The organism is Mucilaginibacter sp. KACC 22063 (genome assembly GCF_028736115.1).
GTDB lineage: Bacteria > Bacteroidota > Bacteroidia > Sphingobacteriales > Sphingobacteriaceae > Mucilaginibacter.
Genome location: NZ_CP117877.1, coordinates 1,338,349 through 1,360,698, shown reverse-complemented (window position 1 = coordinate 1,360,698; position 22,350 = coordinate 1,338,349). Strand labels below are relative to the sequence as shown.

Here is a 22,350-nt window from a genome sequence, read left to right as displayed (position 1 = left end):
ATAGTCAACCAGTTCCTTAACATTTTTTAACAATATTTAACAAATAGCCTCACCCAACCCTCTCCAAACGGAGAGGGCTAAACGAGTTGCTTTAAAAGATTACTTGTGTTTATTTATCTTTACGGCATGGATGGCAAAAACCGCAAAGACGTTTACCCTGGATTGGAAGTAGATATCATTTTAAAGAAAGACCAGCGCAGCGGCAAACGCACCAATGGCATTGTAAAAGACCTGCTTACCAGTGCAGCTTTCCATTCGCGCGGTATAAAAGTACGGTTAGAAGACGGGCAGGTTGGCCGGGTGATTGAAACTTTTGAATAAGACGCGGGTTTGTAAGCATTAAAGCATAAATTTAACCCGATGCCCCGCCGAACCGTTAAACCCAAAACTGCAAGAAAACCACTTATTACCGCCGACGCGCATTACCGCGTATTTATATCGCTTGCCGTAGCGCTTATTATCTTCTTTAGTACTTTCCATACGGTTAGCATGTTTACAGCTATTTTATTAGGCTGGATGGGCTTTTCGTTAAGCGCAACCATTATGGACTGGATCATCATCTTCACTGCCAACCCTAAAACCTTCAGTGAAAACTACACACTTGGCGACAGCAACCGAACCATGGTTTTTATATTGGTGATCATTGCATCGGTTTTTAGCTTATTTGCCATTGTATTTCTTTTGCTGGAAGCCAAAAACGGCTCTAAAGCCGAAGTAAGCTGGCATGTGCTGTTAGCCATAGGGTCTGTAATTGTATCGTGGGTATTGGTACATACCATTTTTGCATTACGCTATGCACACTTGTATTATGATACCGACGATGACGATAGCGGAGATAATAAACCGGTTGGTGGCCTCGAGTTTCCGGGTGATGAGAAAGAGCCTGATTATCTTGATTTTGCCTACTTTTCATTTGTGATTGGTATGACCTTTCAGGTATCGGACGTGGAAATTTCTGATAAACATTTACGCCGCCTGGTACTTGTGCATGGCCTTATTTCCTTTGCCTTTAATACAGCTATTGTAGCATTAAGTATCAATGTAATTTCGGGGCTGATAGAAAAATAGCATTTTAGTGCTACCTTACACCTATGCAAAAACCCGACAGCCTCATTTTTGATATGGACGGTACTCTTTGGGATGCCGTAGATGTTTATACCTGCTCATGGAACAACGTTTTCAATGAATTAGGGGTTGATATTGTGGTAGAGCGCGATAACCTTGCCCGTATGGTAGGCTGGGAGGGTAAAAAGGTGATTGCTGAAATTATGCCCGATTTTGATGACGACCGCCGCACAGAAATTTACGGGCTTGTTGCACAGCAACGCCATCAGCTGATACCTGAAATGGGCGGCACTTTATATCAAGGTGTTAAAGATGGCTTAAAGCAACTGGCTACGAAGTATGACTTATTCATTCTGAGTAATTGCGCAAAAGGCATCATTCAGCTGTTTATAGACTGGGCCGGAATTGGTGATTACATTAAGGATGAAATGGCTTACGGCGTAAACTATATGCCCAAAAACCATAATATTAAATTGCTGATGGAAAAGCATGGCCTTAAAAATCCGGTTTATATTGGTGATACCGAAGGCGACGGAGAGCAGAGCCGTTTGGCTGGCTTGCCTTATGTGTTTGTAACTTATGGCTTTGGATCTACCGAAGATTACGATCTGAAGTTTGATAACTTTACTGATTTCACCGATCATTTCATGGCGCTTTAACCACCAAAGCACAAATTGTAAGTTAAAGTTAATATTTCATAAACCTTTCATTATCAAATAAGGTTGTATCATTGAGAAACTGAAACAATTGCCTGATGAGCTTATTTCGTACACCCAACTGCGTTAAACCGCCTTTAAATAAACAAACCATAGTTATCACCGGTGCTTCAAGCGGCATTGGCCGTGCTACCGCAATAGAACTGGCACGCTATGGCTGCAAACTGGTATTAGCTGCCAGGAATAAAGAGATACTTGACGAAGTGGTTGAGGTGTGCGATCGTTTAGGGGCTAAAGCGATTGCCGTTGTTACCGATGTAACAGACCCACAGGCAGTGCAAAACCTGGCTAAAGATGCCTGCATATTTGGCAAATGCATTGACGCATGGATAAATATTGCAGGCATAGGTTTATTAGGTGATTTTTCTACCATCCCGGTAGAGGCGCATAAACAAGTTATTGAAACCAACCTGATGGGGTATTTATATGGCGCTTATGCTGCTATCCCATATTTTAAAAAACAAGGCTGGGGAACCATTATCAACATGAACTCGGCGGGCGGATACGTGGCAATGCCTTACTCTGTAGCATATACTGCCAGTAAATATGGCGTGCGTGGCTATTCTGAAGCATTGCGGACAGAATTGATAGATTACCATGATATTCATGTTTGTGATGTTTATGCAGGTTTTGTTGATACTCCCGGCCCTGCACATGCAGCAAACTATACAGGTAAAAAATTAAAACCTATTCCGCCGGTTATACCTACTACAAAAGTAGCGTCACAAATTGTTGAGTTACTGCAGCACCCGAAAGACTATGTAATGGTGGGCAGCACCGCATACATGGCTAAATTAGGGCAAATTGTTTCACCCAAACTTACCAGGTGGTCATTACTTAGGTTTATGCAGCTTTATTTTAAGAACGCCGAACCAGAACCTGTAACTAACGGAACCATATTTGCACCTAATAACGACAGTTATAAGATTGCGGGTGGCTATACTTCAAAAACAGTTACACCAAGCCGGATTAAATTAGGAGGAATTGCAGCCGCTGCTGCGGCAGGTGCATTTTTTATTGTGCGTAAGTTATTGTAATTTGTATTCAGCAAAAACCCAGTAACCTTCTTCATCTTTTTTATAGATAGCGGTATAAGCTATGCCTTCTACTTTAATGTCAAAAGAAAAAGACTCAAGGCTACGGTCGGCAGGGGCATACAGATCGGCAACGTTATCTGCCACTATCTTTATGGCTTCAAACTGTTCATCGGGTAAAGGTGGTAACGGCATCCAGTGGGTAACCTTGTCTAATTCGGTGTCTTTAGTTAACCACTTGTTTTCGGTACTGTAAGCTACCTGTATGTTACCAAAAGGCTGATAGGCTTCATTCTCCGTGATTACCATTACCGGTATATTAGCCTCGGGCAACTTAACTTTTACAGATATCCATTCCATGCGGCAAAGATAGCAGCATTTTCACTGTCAGCATTAAAGCAACAAGTAGTTAAATAAAAAAGCGCCGGTGCTTTACACCGGCGCTCAAATATCTGTTACTATTGTTTAGCAATTGTTGCCGTCGATGTCACAACTGTTACCATCTGATGTAGCTGATACGGCTTCATCGCTCCAGGCTTTCTGCAAGGCATCAGCAAATACAGGTTCAGGCTGTGCACCAGATACGGCATATTTTCGGTTGATCACAAAAAATGGCACAGCTCTTATGCCTAACTCTTCGGCTTCGCGCAGATCATGGTGAACATCATCTGAAAGTTCTTTTCCAGATAAAATCTTTCTAATCTCATCTTCCTCAAGTCCTGCCGCCTGGCCTATTTCAACAAGCGTATCCATATCATCAATATTTTTACCCAGTGTAAAATAGCTTTTAAACAATTGTTCTTCTGCCTGGTCGCCAAGGTTATGCTGTTTAGCCAACTGTAAAAGGCGATGCGCATTAAAACTATTGGCCACAACGGCGTTGTCCATAAAATAATCAAGGCCAACTTGTGCTGCCATATCGGTTACCTGTCCGTTTAACTGGCGGGCATAGTCTATTGTCCAGCCTTTGGCTTCAGCAAGGTATTCATGAATGCTGATGGTAGGGTCGGTTTTCATCATCGGGTTAAGCTGAAAGCTTTTCCACTCAATTTCAACCTCATCTTTATGTGCAAAGTCCTGAAGCGCTGCTTCAAACCTGCGTTTGCCGATATAGCAAAACGGGCACATGACATCAGACCATATTTCAATTTTCATAACAGCAAATGTAGCCCCGATACTTTATAATGGTGTAAGCCGGATGTAAAAAGTGAACAGCTATTTGGCCCTTGCTAAGGTTGTGTGATAATTGCTGCCCTGTACATCAATATCTAATGATACAGAATCGGCATATGCTTTTCCGGTATGCGGGATATCCAAACCCTGAATGTTTGTGCTAAAAGTAAAGCTATCGCCGTTTACTTTACCATTTTCGATACTGCCGTTACCATGTGATGTTTCAAACGTACCGGTAAGTTTATCGCCATCAACTTTAAAGTTGTAGGTAAGCGGTACATTTTCATTATTAAAATTAAGGTTGCCTGTCCATTTACCGTCAAGCGATGCAAAGTAAGCCCACGCACTTAAAACCATTGCGCAAAGCAATACCAGTGTTGTAAAAAATTTCTTATTCATGTTTTATTTATTGGTGAAACAATATAGCAATATGGTTAGGTAAAGTGTATTAAGTATTAACAAAATATCATGTTTATATCAAACAAGTGGAGCAGTAAGGGTGTTTTACTAATGTATTAACCAATACCATGGGCCATACTGAAAAACACTTTAAGTTTATAAACAGCAAAACTGGCAATACCTTATATTATCATTCTGTAAAAGAAATTGAAAATCCCGGGCAGCTTAAAGCAGAACTTGAAAAAATACGCGACAAAGTTGCCGCCACAAACGGGGTATTTATGGAAACAATTTACTGGGAAGAAATTCCGGATAATGGCGAGGTTCAATAACCAGGCGAGGTATACCTGTATATAGGTGCAAATACCCCTTCGCTGGTTGTATAATAGCTTTTACCATCGCGACTGAAACCAATGGCTTCGCCTTGCTTCTCTTGTTCATAATCCAACACCTTCGCATTGCGCATCATGGCTTTCCAAACAGGTTCACCAGCTTCGCGGCGCCAATAGTAAACGTTAACATAATTCTTTAACAATATCTGCTTTCCATCAGCAGATATATCACCGGCGGTGATCCACTTTAACGGCTGCAAACCTTTAAAGTGCAGTTTGCACCGGTAAGTCATGGTCACCGTATCCCCTGCTTTATAAGTAAGCGGAGATGTGTAAACACTTACCGAGTCTTTTCTTTTTGATACGATATAAAGCAATTTTTCAAGCGGGTCAATCATCATTGTTTCCGCATCCTTTGGCCCGTCGGGATATTTCAGGTATAACGGAACAGTTTCTATATTGGCAACCTGGTTATAGTCAGCAGCTACCTTGGGTTCGGCAAAACGATAAATAGTTAAGTATTTGCGGCTCGCACCGTTATCACCTATATCACCCAGATACAAATAACTTTTGTTTTTAATAGGCCCCGGCCCTATTGCAATATCCTCGCAATCCTGTACGCCTAACGGCGAACCGCTGCTGCCTTTAAAATAATAGGTGGTTTTTAATTTGCCGTTTTCGTTGATTGCAAAAAAGCGACTGGTGTCACCGCTGTCATTATGTACATAAAATACCCCGGAATTAACCGCTGATGCCACAATACCCGAAGTTTCGTCCATTGCCTTATCCTGCAGGCGGCCTACCTCAGCAGGTTTGTCGCCAAAACGATGATGCGCATATGCCACAAAGAACATGGCAACCACCATGACTACAAGTATAATCTTTCTCTTTTTTATTTTACGCTGCGGCATTATTAACGTTGCAAAGAAACGCAAACATCATGAACTTATTATTAAGTGTTTCCTTTTATTGATAAAATGGCAACATTTATGCCATTATCATCAATTGCAGTTAATTAATAATAATGTAGGAATGACAATAATTTTATTTAAAATTGAAAACCGGAAACCAAATTGATAAATCGGAGTTCATTTTCCTATAAAAAACATATCATGCATCTGCTACAGTTTAAACCTAAAAATTTAATGATCGTGCTGGGTGTAATTGCCGGTACTATTTCATCTTGCAAAAACACTGTAAAAAATAATTCGACAATGACCGACAGTATCACTACCGATAAGGCGCTACCATCCCCGTCAGGATTTGAACAGACTATAGACGGCAAGCAGGTTAAGCTGTACATTTTAAAAGGAAAGAACGGCATGCAGGCCGCCATCACTAATTATGGCGGGCGCATTGTAAGCCTGCTGGTTAAAGATCAGAACAATAAGATGGTAGACGTTGTTGCGGGGTTTGATAATTTGAAAGGCTACCAGGAATCAACAAGTAACTATTATGGTGCTTTAATAGGCCGCTACGGCAACCGCATTGCCAATGGCCATTTTAAATTGGATGGTAAAGATTATAACTTGTTTATAAATAACGCGCCAAATACACTGCATGGCGGTAAAGTTGGTTTTGATTCAAAGGTTTGGGATGCCGAGCAACCTAATGAGCATCAGCTTGTACTTACCTATCACTCGGCTGATATGGAAGAAGGCTTCCCAGGCAACCTTGATGTAAAAGTAACTTACAGCGTTACCCGTTATAACAGCCTTGAAATTATGTACCAAGCTACTACCGATAAAAAAACGGTAGTAAACCTTACCAACCATGCTTACTTTAATTTAAATGGCTGGGGAAGCGGCGATATTTTAAAACACGTAATGCAGATCAATGCCGATGAGTACACCCCGGTTGATAAAAATCTGATACCTACCGGTAAGCTGGCCAGTTTAAAAGAAACCCCGTTCGATTTCAGGGCACCCTTACCTATAGGCGACCGTATCAATAAAGATAACGAACAGCTCAAGATTGCAAACGGCTATGACCATAACTATGTATTAAACAAGCATAACACACAAATACCTGTAGCTACTGTAATTGGCGACCAAAGCGGCTTAATTATGAAGGTATTTACCACCGAGCCAGGCATGCAGTTTTATACCGGCAACTTTATGAAAGGCGCGTACAAAATGAAGGGCGGCCATCCGGATGATTTCCGCACTGCTTTTTGTCTTGAAACGCAGCACTTCCCTGATTCGCCAAACAAGCCGGAATTTCCATCTACTGTTTTGGAACCTGGCAAAACTTACAAAAGCTTAACGCTATATCAATTCGAGCGTAAATTCCATTAAATAGATAAGGCTGCCAATGGCAGCCTTATCTATTTAATATGGTTACTATTAGTTTCCTTTACTGCTCACATCATCGTTGTTGATACTACGTTGATTTTTCTTAATGTCGCTGCTCAGCTTACCAAATTTATAGCTTACACTAAAGCTGAAAGTACGGTATAGCTGGTGATTGACGATCTGCTGATAAAAGTCGGGCGTGGATGTAAATTGCTTATAGCTATAATGATTTGCCCAGGGATTATTAGTAATTGCAGTAAGCGTTAGATTTTTCTTCAGGAAACTTTTACCTACGCTAAACGAGCTGTAATAAAAATCATTTGATCCGCCCTGTAAAAAGATAAGCCTGCGGTTATACCCACCGGATGCACCAACTGTCCAGTCATTTCCGGGTTTGTAAGTTAGGTTGGCGAAACTATTCGTACGAGGTCCTTTGTTACTATAAAAGGTTCCGTTGTAAGTTCCGTTTATCCACACGTAAAATAAGCCTGTATTAAAATTGATGTTCAATTTTTTTCCTAAAGGATAATTGCCATTAATATTCCAGCGGGCTATTTTATTTTTTCCGGCATTTTCATAAGTATTTAGCGTCAATGTATCTGACAGCAATCTGGTAACGCTTACTATGGAATTATTGCTGTACATATAACTTAAGCGGGTGCTTATGGTTCCCACTCCTGATTTTGTATAGCTCAATTCAAACAAATTACTCACCACCGGCCGCAAATTAGGGTTACCTGTGCTGATGATCTGCGGGTTGGTACGATCAACAAACGGGTTTAGCTGCCATATACCCGGACGCTCTAACCGGTTAGTATATCCAAAAGTTAAGCTTTGATTTTTCTTAAAGCTCCTCATGATCGAAAGCGAGGGAACCAGGTTACTGTAGTTCATATTAAGCGAACTACTTGTAGCAGAAAAATCAGCATCCACGTGTGTATATTCAAAACGCGCGCCTCCCTTAAATGTCCAGTTTGGGATCTTATAAGTATATGAATTGTAAGCGCTGTAAACATTTTGGTGATAAGTAAAATCATTGGCAGCAGTAGGTATATACTGCACTACGTTGTTTAAAGTATCCAGGTTAAAATTATTGGTATTGCTAAAGTTATTGCGCAAAATGGCTTTTGCACCCGCCTCTATGGTAAGGTCTTTTAAAGGATGTACATAATCCAACTGAAAGGTATGTTCCCGTGTACCTGCATCATTTTGTTGATTATAGTTTGGGATACTGTAATTAACCCTGTCTTCGGCAACTACGGTGCTTGCCTGTCCATTTGCCGAGTAAACGTATCTGTATGATGCGGTTAGTAATTGCTGTTTGTTACGCTTAAATCCTAACTGGTAATTCAGGCTCAGGTCGGTACCATTCCAACTGTTATTTCCATCATTTAGCAAGCGATAGGCTGACAAAGGCGCGTTACTTGTAAAAGTGGTATAGCGGTCGTAATCCTCGGTAAACTTTCCGTTGTTGTAATTCAGCGATGCCGTTAACAGGTTCAGGGTATCAATTTCGTAGCTTAACTCTGTACTACCATAAACGTAGTGTCCGCCCCAACTATTGGTACCGTTTTGTACCAGCATTGATGCGGGCGAATAAGTTTGCCGGTAACTATCATAACCGGTGCTGTTATTAAATTGCCTGCCAGTGCCCAAATAACCAGATATACCAAACTTACCTTTTTTAGCGGTAGCTGTTAAGTTGATGTTTGGCCCCCAACGGCTGTTAACCCGGCTTGACAACGTTCCATTATAGCCATCGCTTGTGGCTTTGGTGGTGATAATGTTAATGATACCCGCCAAACCCTCGGCATCATATTTTGCAGGAGGCGTAGTTATTACCTCTATTTTTACTATGGTACTTGCCGGCATTGATCGTAAAACATCTTTCGGGTTACTGGCCAGCAAAGCCGACGGTTTTCCGTTAATAAATATGCGGTAACTGCCGCTGCCCTGCAATTGTATGTTATCGTCGCCATCAACACTAACCAACGGCAGCTTACGCAGCATATCCATAGCAGTCTGCGCCTTGCTTTCCGGGTCTGCCTGTACATCATAGCTGATACGGTCAATCTCCTGCTTAACCAAAGGTTTGGTCGAAGTAATCTTCACTTCATTAAGCTGGCTGGTAGATGCTGATAATAAAATCCGGGTTAAATTCATCGTCCCGTCTTCAGCTAATTTAAGGTCGATACTGGCAATAGTTTTTGTTTGGTAGCCTACAGACACAACGGTTAAAACATACTTTTTAAGTGGCAAGCCGCTCAGTTCAAAACTGCCATTGTCTTTTGTCAGGCTGCTTTTAACAGGCAGTTTGGTTTCAGCATCGCTTACAGATACGGTTGCATAACCCATCGCGCTGTTTTTTGCAGAATCGATTATAACCCCTTTAATTATTCCTTTATTGGCCGTGACTTGCGCATGCAATGCCAATGCCGTGCAGAACATGGTTATTGTGAATAGTAGTTTTTTCATAGGCTGTGTCAATAGTTTTGGTTATTTCTATTTTAAAAAGACACAGGCCATTTTCAGAAGTGACAGTATTGAATGCTTTTTGAGGTCGGATAACGCATGACCCGATAATCAAGTAACAAATAATCAAGCTGTTAAGTGAGATAAAAAAAATAAATAGAGCCTCACCTAATCCTATCCAGTCCAAAGGACTCCTGCGGAGGAGAGAGGACTTTAATTTCTGAACATTGCATAAGTTTATGAGTCCCTCTCCTTTGGAGAGGGTTGGGGTGAGGCAGAATATTGGGGTGAAGCTAAATATTAGGGCAAAGCTACATGCCTATTGTATAAATCAGTTGCAAACCAGTATCTTCATGTTTTTAAAATCAGGATATGGAATTTGGGAAAGTTGAGGATGCACAAGGCTTACTACATGATCATTTTATTTTACCGCCCGATACCGCTTTAACCGCAAAAACATTAAAGGAAAACAAAAACAATAAGCCTTTACAGGCTTATGTGGGGTGTGCCAAATGGGGAAGAAAAGAATGGGTTGGCCAAATCTATCCGCCCAAAACCAAAGAAGCTAATTTCCTGGACGAATATGTAAAGCACTTTGATTCTATTGAACTGAATGCCACTTTCTATAACGTTTACCCGCCCGAAACCATAGCTAAGTGGGCAGAGAAGGCACAAGCTAATCCGCATTTTAAATTTTGCCCCAAGTTTTCGCAAAGCATTAGCCACATACGCCGCTTAAAAAATGCTGAAGAGGTTACTACTCAATTTTACAACGGAATACTGGCTTTCGGCGATAAGCTTGGCCCCTTGTTTTTGCAATTGAGCGATAACTTTACACCGAAAAGTTATCCCGAACTCAAAGCCTACCTGGAACACTTACCTACCGATGTACCCGTATACGTGGAGGTAAGGCACAAAGAATGGTTTAACACAGCAGGCACAGACAAGGATATTTTTAAGTTATTACACGACCTCAATATCGGGTCGGTGATTACTGATGCAACCGGCCGCCGCGATTGTGTACATATGAATCTGCCAACGCCACATGCTTTTATCCGTTATGTGGGCAATGGCTTAATCCCAACCGATTACACCCGTGTTGATGAATGGGTGGAGCGTATTAAAAAATGGGCTGATGAAGGATTGCAGTCGCTTTGGTTCTTCATGCACCAGCACAATGAGCGCTACTCGCCCGAACTGGCCGACTACACCATTGAGAAACTGAATGCCACATTGGGAACCAATATTCGCCGGCCGCATTTTCTTAATGACGAACCTCCTACGTTATTTTAGTTTTTCAACCGTAAGGATTGAAGTGTTTAATCTTGATTATTGTCTCTCAAACCTTTTTTACATCTTTGCAACATGAGCAAACTTTGGCAAAAAGATACGGATGTAAATCAGCTGGTAGATCAGTTTACCGTAGGTAAAGACCGCGAGTTAGACAACCAGATGGCAGCTTTTGATGTTTTAGGATCATTGGCGCATACCCGTATGCTTAATACCATTGGTTTGCTTGAAGACGAGGACCTTGAAAAAGTACAGCAGGAATTGAAAACTATTTACCAGCAGGTACAAAACGGGGATTTCCTGATTGAAGCTGATGTGGAGGACGTACACTCGCAGGTTGAACTGCTGCTTACCCGCCGTATTGGCGATGCCGGTAAAAAAATACATAGCGGTCGCTCTCGTAATGACCAGGTGCTGGTAGACCTTAAACTTTTTTTTCGGAACGAGTTACAGCAAACAGTTGAGGCAACCCACCAATTGTTTGAATTGCTGATCGAACTAAGCGAAAAACATAAGGATGTATTATTACCCGGCTACACCCATTTACAGGTAGCTATGCCATCGTCCTTTGGTTTATGGTTTGGCGCGTATGCAGAAAGCCTGGTTGATGACCTTGAGCTTGTACGTGCGGCTTGGAATATCACCAATAAAAATCCGCTTGGTTCTGCTGCCGGTTATGGGTCTTCCTTTCCGCTTAACCGTACGCTTACAACAAACCTTTTAGGTTTTGAAGATTTGAACTATAATGTAGTTTATGCACAAATGGGCCGTGGTAAAACCGAACGCATTATTGCACAGGCTATATCTGCTGTTGCAGCTACACTGGGCCGTATGGCTATGGACCAGGTGCTTTACCTTAGCCAGAACTTTGCATTTGTAAGCTATCCTGCAAATCTTACAACCGGATCAAGCATTATGCCGCACAAAAAAAACCCGGACGTTTGGGAAATTATGCGTGGCCGCTGCAACCGCTTGCAGGCATTGCCAAATGATGTAGCAATGATGACCACCAACTTACCATCAGGCTATCACCGCGAAATGCAGTTATTAAAAGAATTGCTGTTCCCGGCATTTGCCGAGCTTCGCCAATGCCTGGAGATGGCTACCTTTATGCTGCAGCATGTCACCGTTAAAACAGATATCCTTAACGACCCGAAATATACTTATCTGTTCAGTGTTGACGAAGTGAACCGCCTGGTGTTAAGCGGAACACCATTCCGTGATGCTTATAAGCAAGTTGGCTTAGCCATCGAGCGCGGCGAATTTGACCCGGCTAAAGAAGTGAATCACACGCACGAAGGCAGTATAGGCAACCTGAACAACGATAAAATTGTAGCTAACATGAACGCCATGCTGCAAAGCTTTAATTTTGATAAAGTGCAGCAGGCGATAAACGATTTAGTAAGCTAAAGGCGGCTTAATGCTGCCAGTCGCCGAATTTTCCCATCTGATAGTCGCGATAAGCTTCAACTATTTCCTGTTCGGTATTCATTACAAACGGGCCTTGGGCAACTATAGGCTCGTTAAATGGATGTGCATAACCAAATAGCACAATACTTTCTGTATCTGCCGACAAAGTGAGTTCGCCGCCAGTGGTATCAAATTCTGCCAGGTGCAAAGCTTTAACTGCTGTACCGTTGGCTGTTACCTCGCCACGCACAACGTAAAAGAAAATATTGTTCCCCGCCGGTACAGTAATAGTAATCTTTCCTTCCGGCTGAAATCTGATTACGTTGAAATGCAACCCGGTTTCAGATTCGAGTGCGGCTTTTTGTCCATCCCAATCACCGAAGATCAGGTCTGCCTCTACCCTTCCATCATCTGATTTCACTACCGGTATCTCTTCCTTTTGCTTACCGATATAAAAAGGCTCCGACATTTTTAAACGGGCAGGCAGGTTAAGCCATAGCTGCAAAATTTCGAGCGGACCGCCATTTTGCTTAAATTCATCCGACGATACTTCAGAGTGGATAACACCGCGACCTGCACGCATGTACTGTATACCGCCTGAACCAATCACGCTTTCGTGCCCGCTGTTATCTTTATGCGAGATATCACCGTCGATCATGAAAGTAACGGTTTCCATACCCCTGTGCGGGTGTGGGCCGAAAGGTAGTCCACGGTTATGCGGTTTATACACCTGCGGGCCATGATGATTTAAAAACAAAAAAGGATCAATGTAATCGATATATTGTGTCGGTAAAGCACGATAGGTGATCAGGTCGCCCATGTGTGCATCAACAGCCTTATAGATTTTTACTACTTGTGCCATAAAAGCTTAATTATTTATTGGTTGTATTGTTTCAATAACAGTAAAACCAAGTTTAAGTAAATGTATTTTTGTAACAACTAAGCAAAATTATGCAAAGCGAAACTAATGCGGCTTATACTCGTGCAAAAACTTTTAAAGCTAAAATTATACGTGCGGCGGTTGGCGCCATGTTTTTTATGGCTGGCTTGTGCTTTGCCAGCTGGGCATCGCGTATAGCAACTATACAACAAAAGCTTTCTCTTAACGATGCTGCTTTAGGGGGCGTGCTACTTGCGTTGCCTACGGGGTTGATGATTTCGTTACCCGTTTCTGGATGGCTGGTAAATAAAATCGGAAGCCGCCGCATGCTCTCTGTTGCATTAATTATTTATGCTGTTGCCCTGATTGGCCTTGGCAGTGTAAACCAGGTTTTTTATCTTATCGTAATACTGGTATGTTTTGGCTTTGCAGGTAACATGACCAATATTGCTGTAAATACGCAGGCCATTGCTACTGAAAAACTATACACTAAGCCTATTATGGCATCCTTCCATGGGTTGTGGAGTCTTGCAGGTTTTGCTGGCGCAGGTATAGGTACTTTTATGATCGCTAAAAGCATTGCGCCCATCTATCACTTCACAATCATTGCATCAATAACTACGGCAGCTGTTATTTTATGCTGGAAAAACCTGCATAACGACCGTAATAAAAACGCTGAAACACCGGCCTTCATAATGCCAGACCGCTCGCTGATCAAGCTTGGCCTTATCGGCTTTTGTTCTATGATATGTGAGGGGGCTATGTTTGACTGGAGCGTGATCTATTTTAAAAAGATCATCATGGCTGATAAAGCCTGGATAGGCGCAGGTTATACCGCATTTATGCTTACTATGGCATCGGGGCGCTTTATTGCCGACTGGTTTGCGCATAAATTCGGGCTTAAACGCACTTTGCAACTTAGCGGTGCACTTACAGCTACCGGCCTGGCAGTGGCAGTGGCATTTCCTCACCTCATCACGGCTATTATCGGTTTTCTATTAGTTGGGTTTGGCGTATCTTCAGTTGTTCCGCTGGTTTACAGTGCAGCAGGTAAATCAAAAACAATGTCGGCAGGTACAGCAATTGCAGCCGTATCTACAATTAGCTTTGTAGGTTTCCTGATCGGGCCGCCTACCATTGGCTTTTTAGCAGGCGCATTTACGCTAAGGGCATCATTCACTTTCATTGCCATCATGGGTTCGTGCGTAACAATATTGGCCACCAGGGCTAAGCTTGATAATTGATATATTTGTATAGAAAATTATGAGTTTTAACGAAGATATACGCTGGAAACAGCGCTTTTCTAATTACAAAAAAGCTCTTGCACAACTTGAGCGTTTCGTGACTAAAAATGATTTATCTGACCTTGAAGAGCAGGGCCTTATCAAAGCATTTGAGTATACTTATGAATTAGGGTGGACTACGCTAAAGGATTACCTCGAATATCAGGGAATATTAAACATGGCGGGCTCGCGTGATGTAATCCGTGAAGCGTTTAGGGCAAATCTGATTACTGATGGCGAAAAGTGGATGGACATGCTTAAAAGCCGTAATCTTACTTCACATTCATATAATGAAGATACTGCTGATGAAATAGCTGATGCCGTTATAGAAGTATATTTTAAACTGTTTAAAGAACTTGAGCTTAAATTAACAGGCTTCAATCAGCAAGCATTAGATCTATGAAGTTCGGCTTATCAAATGAGGTGATTGAAAAAATCAGGCAAACAATAACAACTAATCCAAAAGTAGAAGAGATTATTGTATACGGATCCAGGGCTAAAGGGAATTATAAATCAGCATCAGATATTGATATCACACTTAAAGGCGACCAGCTCGTTTTACAGGATCTGAATAAATTAGCAATCATGCTGGACGACTTGCTTTTACCTCAGAAAATCGACCTTTCAATTTACCATCACATCTCCAACGCCGACTTGTTAGAACATATCGAAAGAATTGGCCAACCCTTATAAATTCAATGCCTTGCCTTGCTGCGGGTAGATCAGATTTAATTGCAGTTTGTTTTCGGCCTTTAGCTGCTGTTTAATTTTCACAGTGTTACTATAGGGCAATTTAAGGTGAGTGACAATAACGTTGAGTCCTTTAAGTTCATCTTTACTTGTAAGTAAGCTCAGATTGTCAAACTCTTTCATTAACCACTTTGGGGTAAAATGACCGAACAAGCTTTTATCTGGTACTTCGTTAGGGAACGAAGTCTCGATCATGATTGCTTTAAGGGTTTTTGATTTTATTAAAGGGGCAACCGCCTCCCAAAGCTTATGCATATTGGTACTTTTTTCGATTTCATCTGCACCGGTATCCCCTAAGTAAAGCACATAACTATTTTTTGATTTTACAAGAAATGCTGTACTGGTAAGGTTTGAATGACTTAACGGGAACGCCGTTACCGACATTTCTGTGTTTGGTACGGCCATTTCTTCACCTGGAGTTAGTTCCTGGTAATGAAACTTTTTTAAAGCTGGCGCTTCGCCTGCGTCGGTAAAATTTGCCCAGCTTTCCCACGTAAAGTAATGCGTCTGCAAAACTTTAAGACAATCTTTTAATCCGTAAATATTTTTAACTGTATCATCGGGTGCGTTTATTACCATACCCGCTAAATGGTCGAGATGCGAATGAGAGATAAAATAACCCTTGATGTATTGCCTTAATATATGCTCGGGAGTTCCGCTGAATACTTTGTTGGCTATTGCCTTTTCTATACCTGCGTGCAGGGTACCGGCATCAAGGCATATGAAATTATTTGAACCGGCCGGGGCCAGCATGTAAGCGGATAAGTTGCTTTCATCTGCTCCACCCAAAACGCCAAGCGGTACAAGTTTAAAAGAATTTTGAGCCGTTGACCTTAATGATAAAAGGCAAAAAATAAAAGCAGCAATACGACGTAAGTATACCATTTAGCACAACAATTTATCTGCAAAATAAATTATTTACACCAACTCTTAAATACTTACTTACAATTACTGAGGATAGTTGCTGTATATATTGTATTTGTCCATCACATACCTGCCTTTTAAGCAACTTGTGCAGAAATACTTTTTTAATGGGAGCCAGAACAACACATTTTTAACAAACGCACTGCGCCGGATACGTGTATCCATTTGACACTTACACCGTTTGCATACGGGGTATTGATTTGCCCGCTGAATCAGGGGCATATCCATTTGGGTAACCATTTATTAGATAATTAGGGTCCCCAAAATTATAATATTAATTATAATTATTTAAAATATAATCTTAAAAAATAATTCTATTTCCTTTATATTAATAAAATATCGCCATATAAACAATATAGAAAATCTATATAATAAAGATTAACATATTTCTTTATGAGAAATAATATTTATTCGGTTTTCATTTTTTTCTCGGCCGATTTTTTATACTCATAATCTCCGCCCAGTAAATACCCCCATGGTTTAAGGCTTTCTATGCGGTCAAATATAATTTTCATAATCGCAATTGTGGGTATAGACAGGAACATACCAGACAGTCCCCACAACATTTCTCCAAGTAATATACCCAAAAATGTGATCAGTGCATTCAATCTAACCTTTGATCCTACAATGATCGGTAAAAGCACATTTGCGTCAACAGCGTGTATGGCAATCACGCTTATTGCAACAATAAGGGCTTTTGTTAATGCGCCGGTAGCAAACGTGATCAGCGTACTTAAAGCCAGTGCCGTAAATATACCTACATACGGAATAATGTTAAACAAGCCTGTTATGATACCAAGTAAGGCTGCATAACGTATACCTACTATCCAAAACACAGTGCAGGCAATACCTGCTACAATAACCATCTCCAGCAACAGGCCTAAAATATACTGCCTTAAAATGGATTGTACATTTTCTGCAATATCATGAACGGTATCTTCATGCTCATCACCAAATGCTTTTAATACAAACTGAAACAGCAATTTGCGGTAAAACATGATCAGGAAGGTAAAAATGATAATAAAGGCAAAGAACAACAGCATGCCTGATACAGACAAAAACGTATGCCCTATAACCGAAGTACCAGACGACATCAGCTTGGATGTTGTGCTGTGGATATAGTCCATCTGCTTGTCCATATTCATATGAAATGTAGACTGGATCCATCCTTGCGCATCTGCTGTTGACTGGTCTATCTGCTTTTTAAGCATCGGCCAGTCGTCTGCAAGGCGAGATATTTGTGTGGCTACCAGGTACATGATACCGCCTACAAGAAACACGAATAACAATATGGATAAAAACGCACCGGCGCTGCGTGGCAGCCTGCATTTACGTTCGAAAAAGTTTGATACCGGTAATAACAGGATGGCAAACAAGAAGCCGAACATCAGCGGGTCAAGCACATCTTTTCCGGCAATGATCAGAAAACCTAATGCTATCAGACCAACCAGGGTTAATGATAATTTAGCGTAAAACGGCAGTGCAGTAAGTTTTGCAATCATATTAAAATATATTAGTAGCTATAGGCTGAATATCGCAATTTCAACACAAATGTTACGCTAATGTTTTTGCGGATAACATGACAGGCATAGTTGGCTTGTAATTATAAACATCACTATCTTCGTTAGCATGTCAGCCGAACAGCAAACCAAACAACTAATTGAAACCCTTACTGCCGAACTTAAACAGCATAATTACAACTATTATGTTTTGGCTCAACCTGTTATATCAGATTACGACTTTGATATAAAGCTAAAAGAACTGGCTGCTCTGGAGAAAGAACATCCTCAATTTGCCGATCCGGAGTCGCCAACACAGCGCGTAGGCGGTGAAATTACGAAAGAATTTAAGACGGTAAAGCACCGCTGGCCGATGCTTTCCTTAGGAAATACTTACAACGAGCAGGAGTTACTTGATTTTGACCAGCGCATACGCAAAGCAATCGGCGACAATTTTGAATATGTATGTGAGCTAAAGTTCGACGGGCTTTCCATGAGCATGACTTATGAAAACGGTCAGCTTGCACGCGCCGTTACGCGTGGAAACGGCGTTGAAGGCGATGATGTAACCACAAATGTTCGCACTATACACAGCGTGCCTAAAAAGCTTTCGCATGGCAGCTACCCTGATATGTTTGAAATAAGGGGCGAAGTTTTTATGCACCGCAAAGCTTTTGAGCGTTTAAATAACGAAAGAATTGAAAACGGCGAAATGCCGTATGCTAACCCACGAAACTTTGCCTCAGGAACTATGAAGCTGCAGGACTCGGCCGAGGTAGCACGCCGCCCTTTAGATTGCTTTCTGTATTTTCTTTACACCGAAAAACAAGTATTTAAAACACATTGGGATAGCCTGCAAGCCGTTAAAAGCTGGGGATTTCATGTAAGTGAGCATAACAAGCTTTGTAAAGATATTCATGAAGTATTGGCCTTTATCAGTTATTGGGAAGAACGCCGTTTTGACCTTTCGTTCGATATTGATGGTATCGTTATCAAAGTAAACAGTTATGCGCAGCAGGAAGAACTTGGCTTTACGGCCAAAGTACCTCGCTGGGCAATTTCCTATAAATACAAAGCCGAACAGGCAGAAACCATCTTAGAAAGCGTGGTTTATAACGTAGGCCGTACCGGCGCTGTAACTCCGGTGGCTAACCTTAAACCTGTTTTATTAGCTGGTACAACGGTTAAGCGCGCCACCCTGCATAATGCTAATGAAATATTGCGCCTTGATTTACATGAAGGCGATTCTGTGTATGTAGAGAAAGGCGGTGAGATCATTCCAAAGATCATCAGTGTAAATACTGCAAAACGCAAAGCAGATGCTAAACCGGTTGAGTATGTAACGCATTGTCCGGTTTGCGGCACCCAGTTAGAACGCAAAGAAGGCGAAGCTGCCTTTTATTGCCCTAACGACGAAGGTTGCCCACCGCAGATTGTAAGTAAAATGCAGCACTTTGTGGGCCGCAAAGCAATGGATATTGACGGCCTTGGCGATGAAACTATTGAAACATTATATCAGCGGGGCTTCCTGAAGCACATCAGTGATATATATGATCTGCATAAGCATTATGACGACCTTAAACAGATGGAACGTTTTGGCGAAAAGTCGATCCAGAACATGCTGGCAGGTATCGAAAAATCAAAGCAGCAACCATTTGAAAAAGTTTTATTTGGCTTGGGTATACGCTATATCGGCGAAACGGTAGCGCGTAAGCTTGTAGCACATTTTAAAACAGTAGAGAAACTACAGGCTGCAACTTTTGAAGAGTTAACCGCTGTTGATGAAATAGGTGAACGTATTGCCCATAGCCTCATCGAATATTTTGAAGGCGAAAAGCACCGCGAAGAAATTGTTAAATTACAAAAACAGGGACTGCAATTTGCTGCCGAAGAAAAAGAAGTGGTATTACAAAGTGATAAACTTGCCGGTAAAACTTTCATCATTTCAGGTACGTTTGAACGTTCCCGCGAAGAATTAAAAGAAATTATTGAACAGAACGGCGGAAAAATCCTCAGCAGCATTTCAGCTAAATTGAATTACTTAGTAGCCGGGGATAATATGGGTCCGTCAAAACTGGAAAAAGCTACAAAATTAAATATTCCGATTATTAGTGATGAAGAATTGTTGGGTATGATTTAATTAGGAAGCATTAAATAACCTCGCATCATATAGCTGTAGCGACAGAAGATTTTCTGTCGCTACTATTACAGCTTATAAATCAGACGTAGTATTCAGATGTTATTTGTTTAACAAAATTTAACGTCCTGCATTACATTATTATGACATTTAATCGCATCTTTAGGGAAATCCCTAATGCATGAGGTTTAGCCTATTTTTATTAGCCCTTTCCCTTTTCTCAATTACAGCCTGGTCGCAGATAACTATTAGCGGCACCATAACCGACGATAACGATAAGCCCATTCCGTTTGCAAGTGTACTAATACGCAACACCACACGCGGCACATCTGCAAACAGTGAGGGCAATTATAAATTGCAGCTACCAAAAGGTAAATACGAAATACTATATAAAGCCATCGGCTTTCAGCAGCAGGGCCGCGAGATAGACCTTACCGAAAACCTAACGGTAAACGTTCAGCTTAACACAGCGGCTTATCAGCTTAAAGATGTCATTGTACGTGCTGGCGGCGAAGATCCGGCCTATGCCATCATTCGTAAAGCCATACGCAAACGCAAAACTTACCTTAACGAGGTAGATGCCTATACCTGCGAAGTTTATCTGAAAGGTTTGCAAAGATCATTAGGCGCACCCAAAAAATTCCTTGGGCAGAATATTGATAATATGGCTAAGCAAATCGGGCTTGATTCTAACCGTAAAGGGATTGTTTACCTTTCAGAATCTGAATCAAAACTTACTGTGATGAAACCCGATCTGGTGCATGAGGAAATGCTGTCATCAAAAGTATCTGGCAGTAACCGGGCCTTCAGCTTTAACCGTGCCGGGGAAATCAAGGTAAACCTTTATGAAAACTTCCAGGCTTACCAGGGTATTAGTAACAGGCCTTTGATATCACCTATAGCTGATAATGCATTAAACTATTACAACTACAAATGGCTGGGCACAACGGAAGAAAACGGTGAAACCATCAACAAGATACAAGTAATACCTAAACACAGCTTTGAACCGGTTTTTAGCGGGATGATCTATATTATTGATGATAGCTGGCGCATCAACAGTTTCGATCTGCAAATCACTAAGAGCGCCAATCTTAACATTGTCGACACGCTAAAAATAAGCGAACAGTACATGCCTGTTGGCAAAAAGAACTGGATGCCTGCGTCCATAAAGTTTGATTTTACGGGCGGCTTGTTTGGGTTTAAATTTGGCGGTTATTTTTTAGCGGTATACCGCGATTATAACCTTGATCCGAAAATTAATAAAAAAGAGTTTGAAGAGTTAATGCGCGTCCCTGTCGGTGTCAATAAAAAAGACTCCACTTACTGGAAACAACAGCGCCCGGTTCCGCTCACATCTGAAGAAGTTACCGACTATAGTAAAAAAGCGGTGTTAGCTGCCAAACGCGAATCTAAACCATACCTGGATTCACTTGATAGTGTCAACAATCGTATCACACCCGGAAAGATATTGCTGACCGGCGTATTGATCAGGCATCGTACCAAAAATGAGTTTATCACTTTTGCACCGTTACCTACTACCCTGCTCTACAACACGGTAGAAGGCTTCGCCATCAATTATCAGATGTCGTATCTAAAAAAGATAGATACCATTACTAATAAATACCTGCGCATTAGCCCTAATATCAGATACGGCTTCAGCAATCATTTATTCAACGCCAATGTGAACGGCAACGTTCCAATTGGGCTTGCTAATTTGGGCTTTAACGTAGGCACCGACATGACGGATATGAATAACCTTTATCCGGCAAGTGTGCTCTCAAATACATTTAACAGTTTGATCCGCCGCAGAAACCTACAGAAGCTGTATGAGAAGCGTTTTGCAGGTTTATCATTATCCCGCCGCATAACCGGCGGCTGGCTTGGTAGTGTTTCTACAGAATATGCTGACAGGGAGTGGTATCCTAATTCATCAAATTTCAGTTTCTTCCATACCCAAAAACAATACACGTCTAACAACCCTTTACAGCCCGATCTGGACGTGCCGCTGTTTCCGCGCAACCAATCATTTAAGGTAAATATTACTACAAGCTATAATTTCAGCAATAAGTACGTTACTTATCCAAGCGGCCGGTATTATATGCCATCAAAATATCCTACGGTTGAGGTAAGCTATACCAAAGCGATCAGTAATGTATTTGGCTCAGATGCCGACTATGACCTGTTAACTGCAAGTGTTTCTAAAAGCAATATTCCAATGGGTGTATATGGCCTGTCGGGCTTTTACATTGGTGCGGGAAAGTTTCTGACCGCAAAACAGATTTACTATCCTGATTATGTCCATTTCCTGGGTAACGAGGGCTTTGGTTATCGCATAGCACCTAACCGTTTTCTTTTGCTCCCGCTTTATAACTTCAGTACACCGGATAAATACTTCGAGGCACATTTAGAGCATAATTTTATGGGCTACATCTTAAACAACGTACCGCTGATACGCAAGCTTAAGTTGCAGGAAATCGTAGACTTTAATTACCTGGCCACACCCACACTTAAAAACTATTATGAAATTGGTTTTGGTGCGCAATACTTTGGTATCAGGCTAATGTACGGCTTATCGTTCAGCGGAACCAAGCGACTCGATTCGGGCCTTAAAATTGGCTTTAGCTTTCCTTAAATTGTTACAACTTGTATCGGTTTGCATAGTCTAAAAGTCATAAATTAGCCGCTCATCAAA

21 protein-coding genes are annotated in these 22,350 nt (G+C 41.5%); 13 read left to right on the top strand and 8 right to left on the bottom strand.

Features of this window, described 5'->3' with window-relative positions:
* The first annotated feature begins 126 nt into the window (after positions 1-126).
* From PQ461_RS06075 to PQ461_RS06060, 4 genes are all read left to right on the top strand, one after another.
* Positions 127-321 carry a YwbE family protein gene (locus PQ461_RS06075; protein ID WP_274303988.1) on the top strand — a complete coding sequence of 65 codons (195 nt, stop codon included), beginning with the start codon at positions 127-129 and terminating at the stop codon, positions 319-321.
* Between the two features lie 39 nt (positions 322-360).
* Positions 361-1,068 carry a DUF1345 domain-containing protein gene (locus tag PQ461_RS06070; protein WP_274302474.1) on the top strand — a complete coding sequence of 236 codons (708 nt, stop codon included), beginning with the start codon at positions 361-363 and terminating at the stop codon, positions 1,066-1,068.
* 23 nt (positions 1,069-1,091) lie between these two features.
* Positions 1,092-1,724, top strand: a complete 633-nt coding sequence (locus PQ461_RS06065; RefSeq protein ID WP_274302473.1) for an HAD family hydrolase — start codon at positions 1,092-1,094, stop codon at positions 1,722-1,724.
* Between the two features lie 95 nt (positions 1,725-1,819).
* Positions 1,820-2,818, top strand: coding sequence for an SDR family oxidoreductase (locus PQ461_RS06060; RefSeq protein WP_274302472.1), 999 nt, complete (start codon positions 1,820-1,822; stop codon positions 2,816-2,818).
* Here the strand turns inward: PQ461_RS06060 and PQ461_RS06055 are convergent.
* From PQ461_RS06055 to PQ461_RS06045, 3 genes are all read right to left on the bottom strand, one after another.
* Positions 2,810-3,175 carry a DUF551 domain-containing protein gene (locus PQ461_RS06055; RefSeq protein ID WP_274302471.1) on the bottom strand — a complete coding sequence of 122 codons (366 nt, stop codon included), beginning with the start codon at positions 3,173-3,175 and terminating at the stop codon, positions 2,810-2,812. The genes PQ461_RS06060 and PQ461_RS06055 overlap by 9 nt on opposite strands.
* 105 nt (positions 3,176-3,280) lie before the next feature.
* Positions 3,281-3,970 carry a DsbA family oxidoreductase gene (locus tag PQ461_RS06050; RefSeq protein ID WP_274302470.1) on the bottom strand — a complete coding sequence of 230 codons (690 nt, stop codon included), beginning with the start codon at positions 3,968-3,970 and terminating at the stop codon, positions 3,281-3,283.
* Between the two features lie 60 nt (positions 3,971-4,030).
* Positions 4,031-4,387 (bottom strand): hypothetical protein, encoded by a 357-nt coding sequence (locus PQ461_RS06045; protein ID WP_274302469.1) that lies wholly within the window; start codon positions 4,385-4,387, stop codon positions 4,031-4,033.
* Between the two features lie 128 nt (positions 4,388-4,515).
* On the opposite strand from PQ461_RS06045, the gene PQ461_RS06040 reads away from it, so the two are divergent.
* Positions 4,516-4,719: a hypothetical protein gene (locus PQ461_RS06040; protein ID WP_274302468.1), complete on the top strand. Its 204-nt coding sequence runs from the start codon at positions 4,516-4,518 to the stop codon at positions 4,717-4,719.
* Here PQ461_RS06040 and PQ461_RS06035 read toward each other — a convergent pair.
* Entirely contained in the window at positions 4,713-5,630 is a 918-nt protein-coding gene (locus PQ461_RS06035; protein ID WP_274302467.1) for a hypothetical protein, read from the bottom strand. The two genes, PQ461_RS06040 and PQ461_RS06035, sit on opposite strands and share 7 nt — an antisense overlap.
* A 201-nt stretch (positions 5,631-5,831) precedes the next feature.
* On the opposite strand from PQ461_RS06035, the gene PQ461_RS06030 reads away from it, so the two are divergent.
* Positions 5,832-7,016 (top strand): aldose epimerase family protein, encoded by a 1,185-nt coding sequence (locus tag PQ461_RS06030; RefSeq protein ID WP_274302466.1) that lies wholly within the window; start codon positions 5,832-5,834, stop codon positions 7,014-7,016.
* A 48-nt stretch (positions 7,017-7,064) separates the two neighbouring features.
* On the opposite strand, the gene PQ461_RS06025 is transcribed toward PQ461_RS06030, so the two are convergent.
* Entirely contained in the window at positions 7,065-9,488 is a 2,424-nt protein-coding gene (locus tag PQ461_RS06025; protein WP_274302465.1) for a TonB-dependent receptor, read from the bottom strand.
* 369 nt (positions 9,489-9,857) lie between these two features.
* On the opposite strand from PQ461_RS06025, the gene PQ461_RS06020 reads away from it, so the two are divergent.
* Entirely contained in the window at positions 9,858-10,778 is a 921-nt protein-coding gene (locus tag PQ461_RS06020; protein WP_274302464.1) for a DUF72 domain-containing protein, read from the top strand.
* A 72-nt stretch (positions 10,779-10,850) separates the two neighbouring features.
* Positions 10,851-12,185 carry an argininosuccinate lyase gene (gene argH / locus PQ461_RS06015; protein WP_274302463.1) on the top strand — a complete coding sequence of 445 codons (1,335 nt, stop codon included), beginning with the start codon at positions 10,851-10,853 and terminating at the stop codon, positions 12,183-12,185.
* 7 nt (positions 12,186-12,192) lie between these two features.
* On the opposite strand, the gene PQ461_RS06010 is transcribed toward argH, so the two are convergent.
* Positions 12,193-13,047 carry a pirin family protein gene (locus PQ461_RS06010; RefSeq protein WP_274302462.1) on the bottom strand — a complete coding sequence of 285 codons (855 nt, stop codon included), beginning with the start codon at positions 13,045-13,047 and terminating at the stop codon, positions 12,193-12,195.
* Between the two features lie 89 nt (positions 13,048-13,136).
* Between PQ461_RS06010 and PQ461_RS06005 the strand changes: the two genes are divergently transcribed.
* Genes PQ461_RS06005 through PQ461_RS05995 form a run of 3 tightly spaced genes read left to right on the top strand, consistent with a single transcriptional unit; the run spans position 13,137 to position 15,041 of the window.
* Positions 13,137-14,309, top strand: coding sequence for an MFS transporter (locus PQ461_RS06005; protein ID WP_274302461.1), 1,173 nt, complete (start codon positions 13,137-13,139; stop codon positions 14,307-14,309).
* Positions 14,310-14,328: 19 nt separating this feature from the next.
* Positions 14,329-14,751, top strand: coding sequence for a nucleotidyltransferase substrate binding protein (locus tag PQ461_RS06000; RefSeq protein ID WP_274302460.1), 423 nt, complete (start codon positions 14,329-14,331; stop codon positions 14,749-14,751).
* Complete coding sequence (locus tag PQ461_RS05995; protein ID WP_274302459.1) at positions 14,748-15,041, top strand: nucleotidyltransferase family protein; 294 nt, start codon at positions 14,748-14,750, stop codon at positions 15,039-15,041. Before PQ461_RS06000 ends, PQ461_RS05995 begins: the two co-directional genes overlap by 4 nt.
* Here the strand turns inward: PQ461_RS05995 and PQ461_RS05990 are convergent.
* Positions 15,036-15,983: an MBL fold metallo-hydrolase gene (locus PQ461_RS05990; RefSeq protein ID WP_274302458.1), complete on the bottom strand. Its 948-nt coding sequence runs from the start codon at positions 15,981-15,983 to the stop codon at positions 15,036-15,038. The genes PQ461_RS05995 and PQ461_RS05990 overlap by 6 nt on opposite strands.
* 446 nt (positions 15,984-16,429) lie before the next feature.
* The gene (locus PQ461_RS05985; protein ID WP_274302457.1) at positions 16,430-17,524 is read right to left on the bottom strand and encodes an AI-2E family transporter; all 1,095 of its coding nucleotides are present in this window, start codon (positions 17,522-17,524) and stop codon (positions 16,430-16,432) included.
* A gap of 127 nt (positions 17,525-17,651) precedes the next feature.
* On the opposite strand from PQ461_RS05985, the gene ligA reads away from it, so the two are divergent.
* Together ligA and PQ461_RS05975 are read left to right on the top strand one after the other, a co-directional pair.
* Positions 17,652-19,661, top strand: a complete 2,010-nt coding sequence (gene ligA, locus PQ461_RS05980; RefSeq protein ID WP_274302456.1) for an NAD-dependent DNA ligase LigA — start codon at positions 17,652-17,654, stop codon at positions 19,659-19,661.
* 178 nt (positions 19,662-19,839) lie between these two features.
* The gene (locus tag PQ461_RS05975; RefSeq protein WP_274302455.1) at positions 19,840-22,290 is read left to right on the top strand and encodes a DUF5686 and carboxypeptidase regulatory-like domain-containing protein; all 2,451 of its coding nucleotides are present in this window, start codon (positions 19,840-19,842) and stop codon (positions 22,288-22,290) included.
* Positions 22,291-22,350 lie beyond the last annotated feature (60 nt).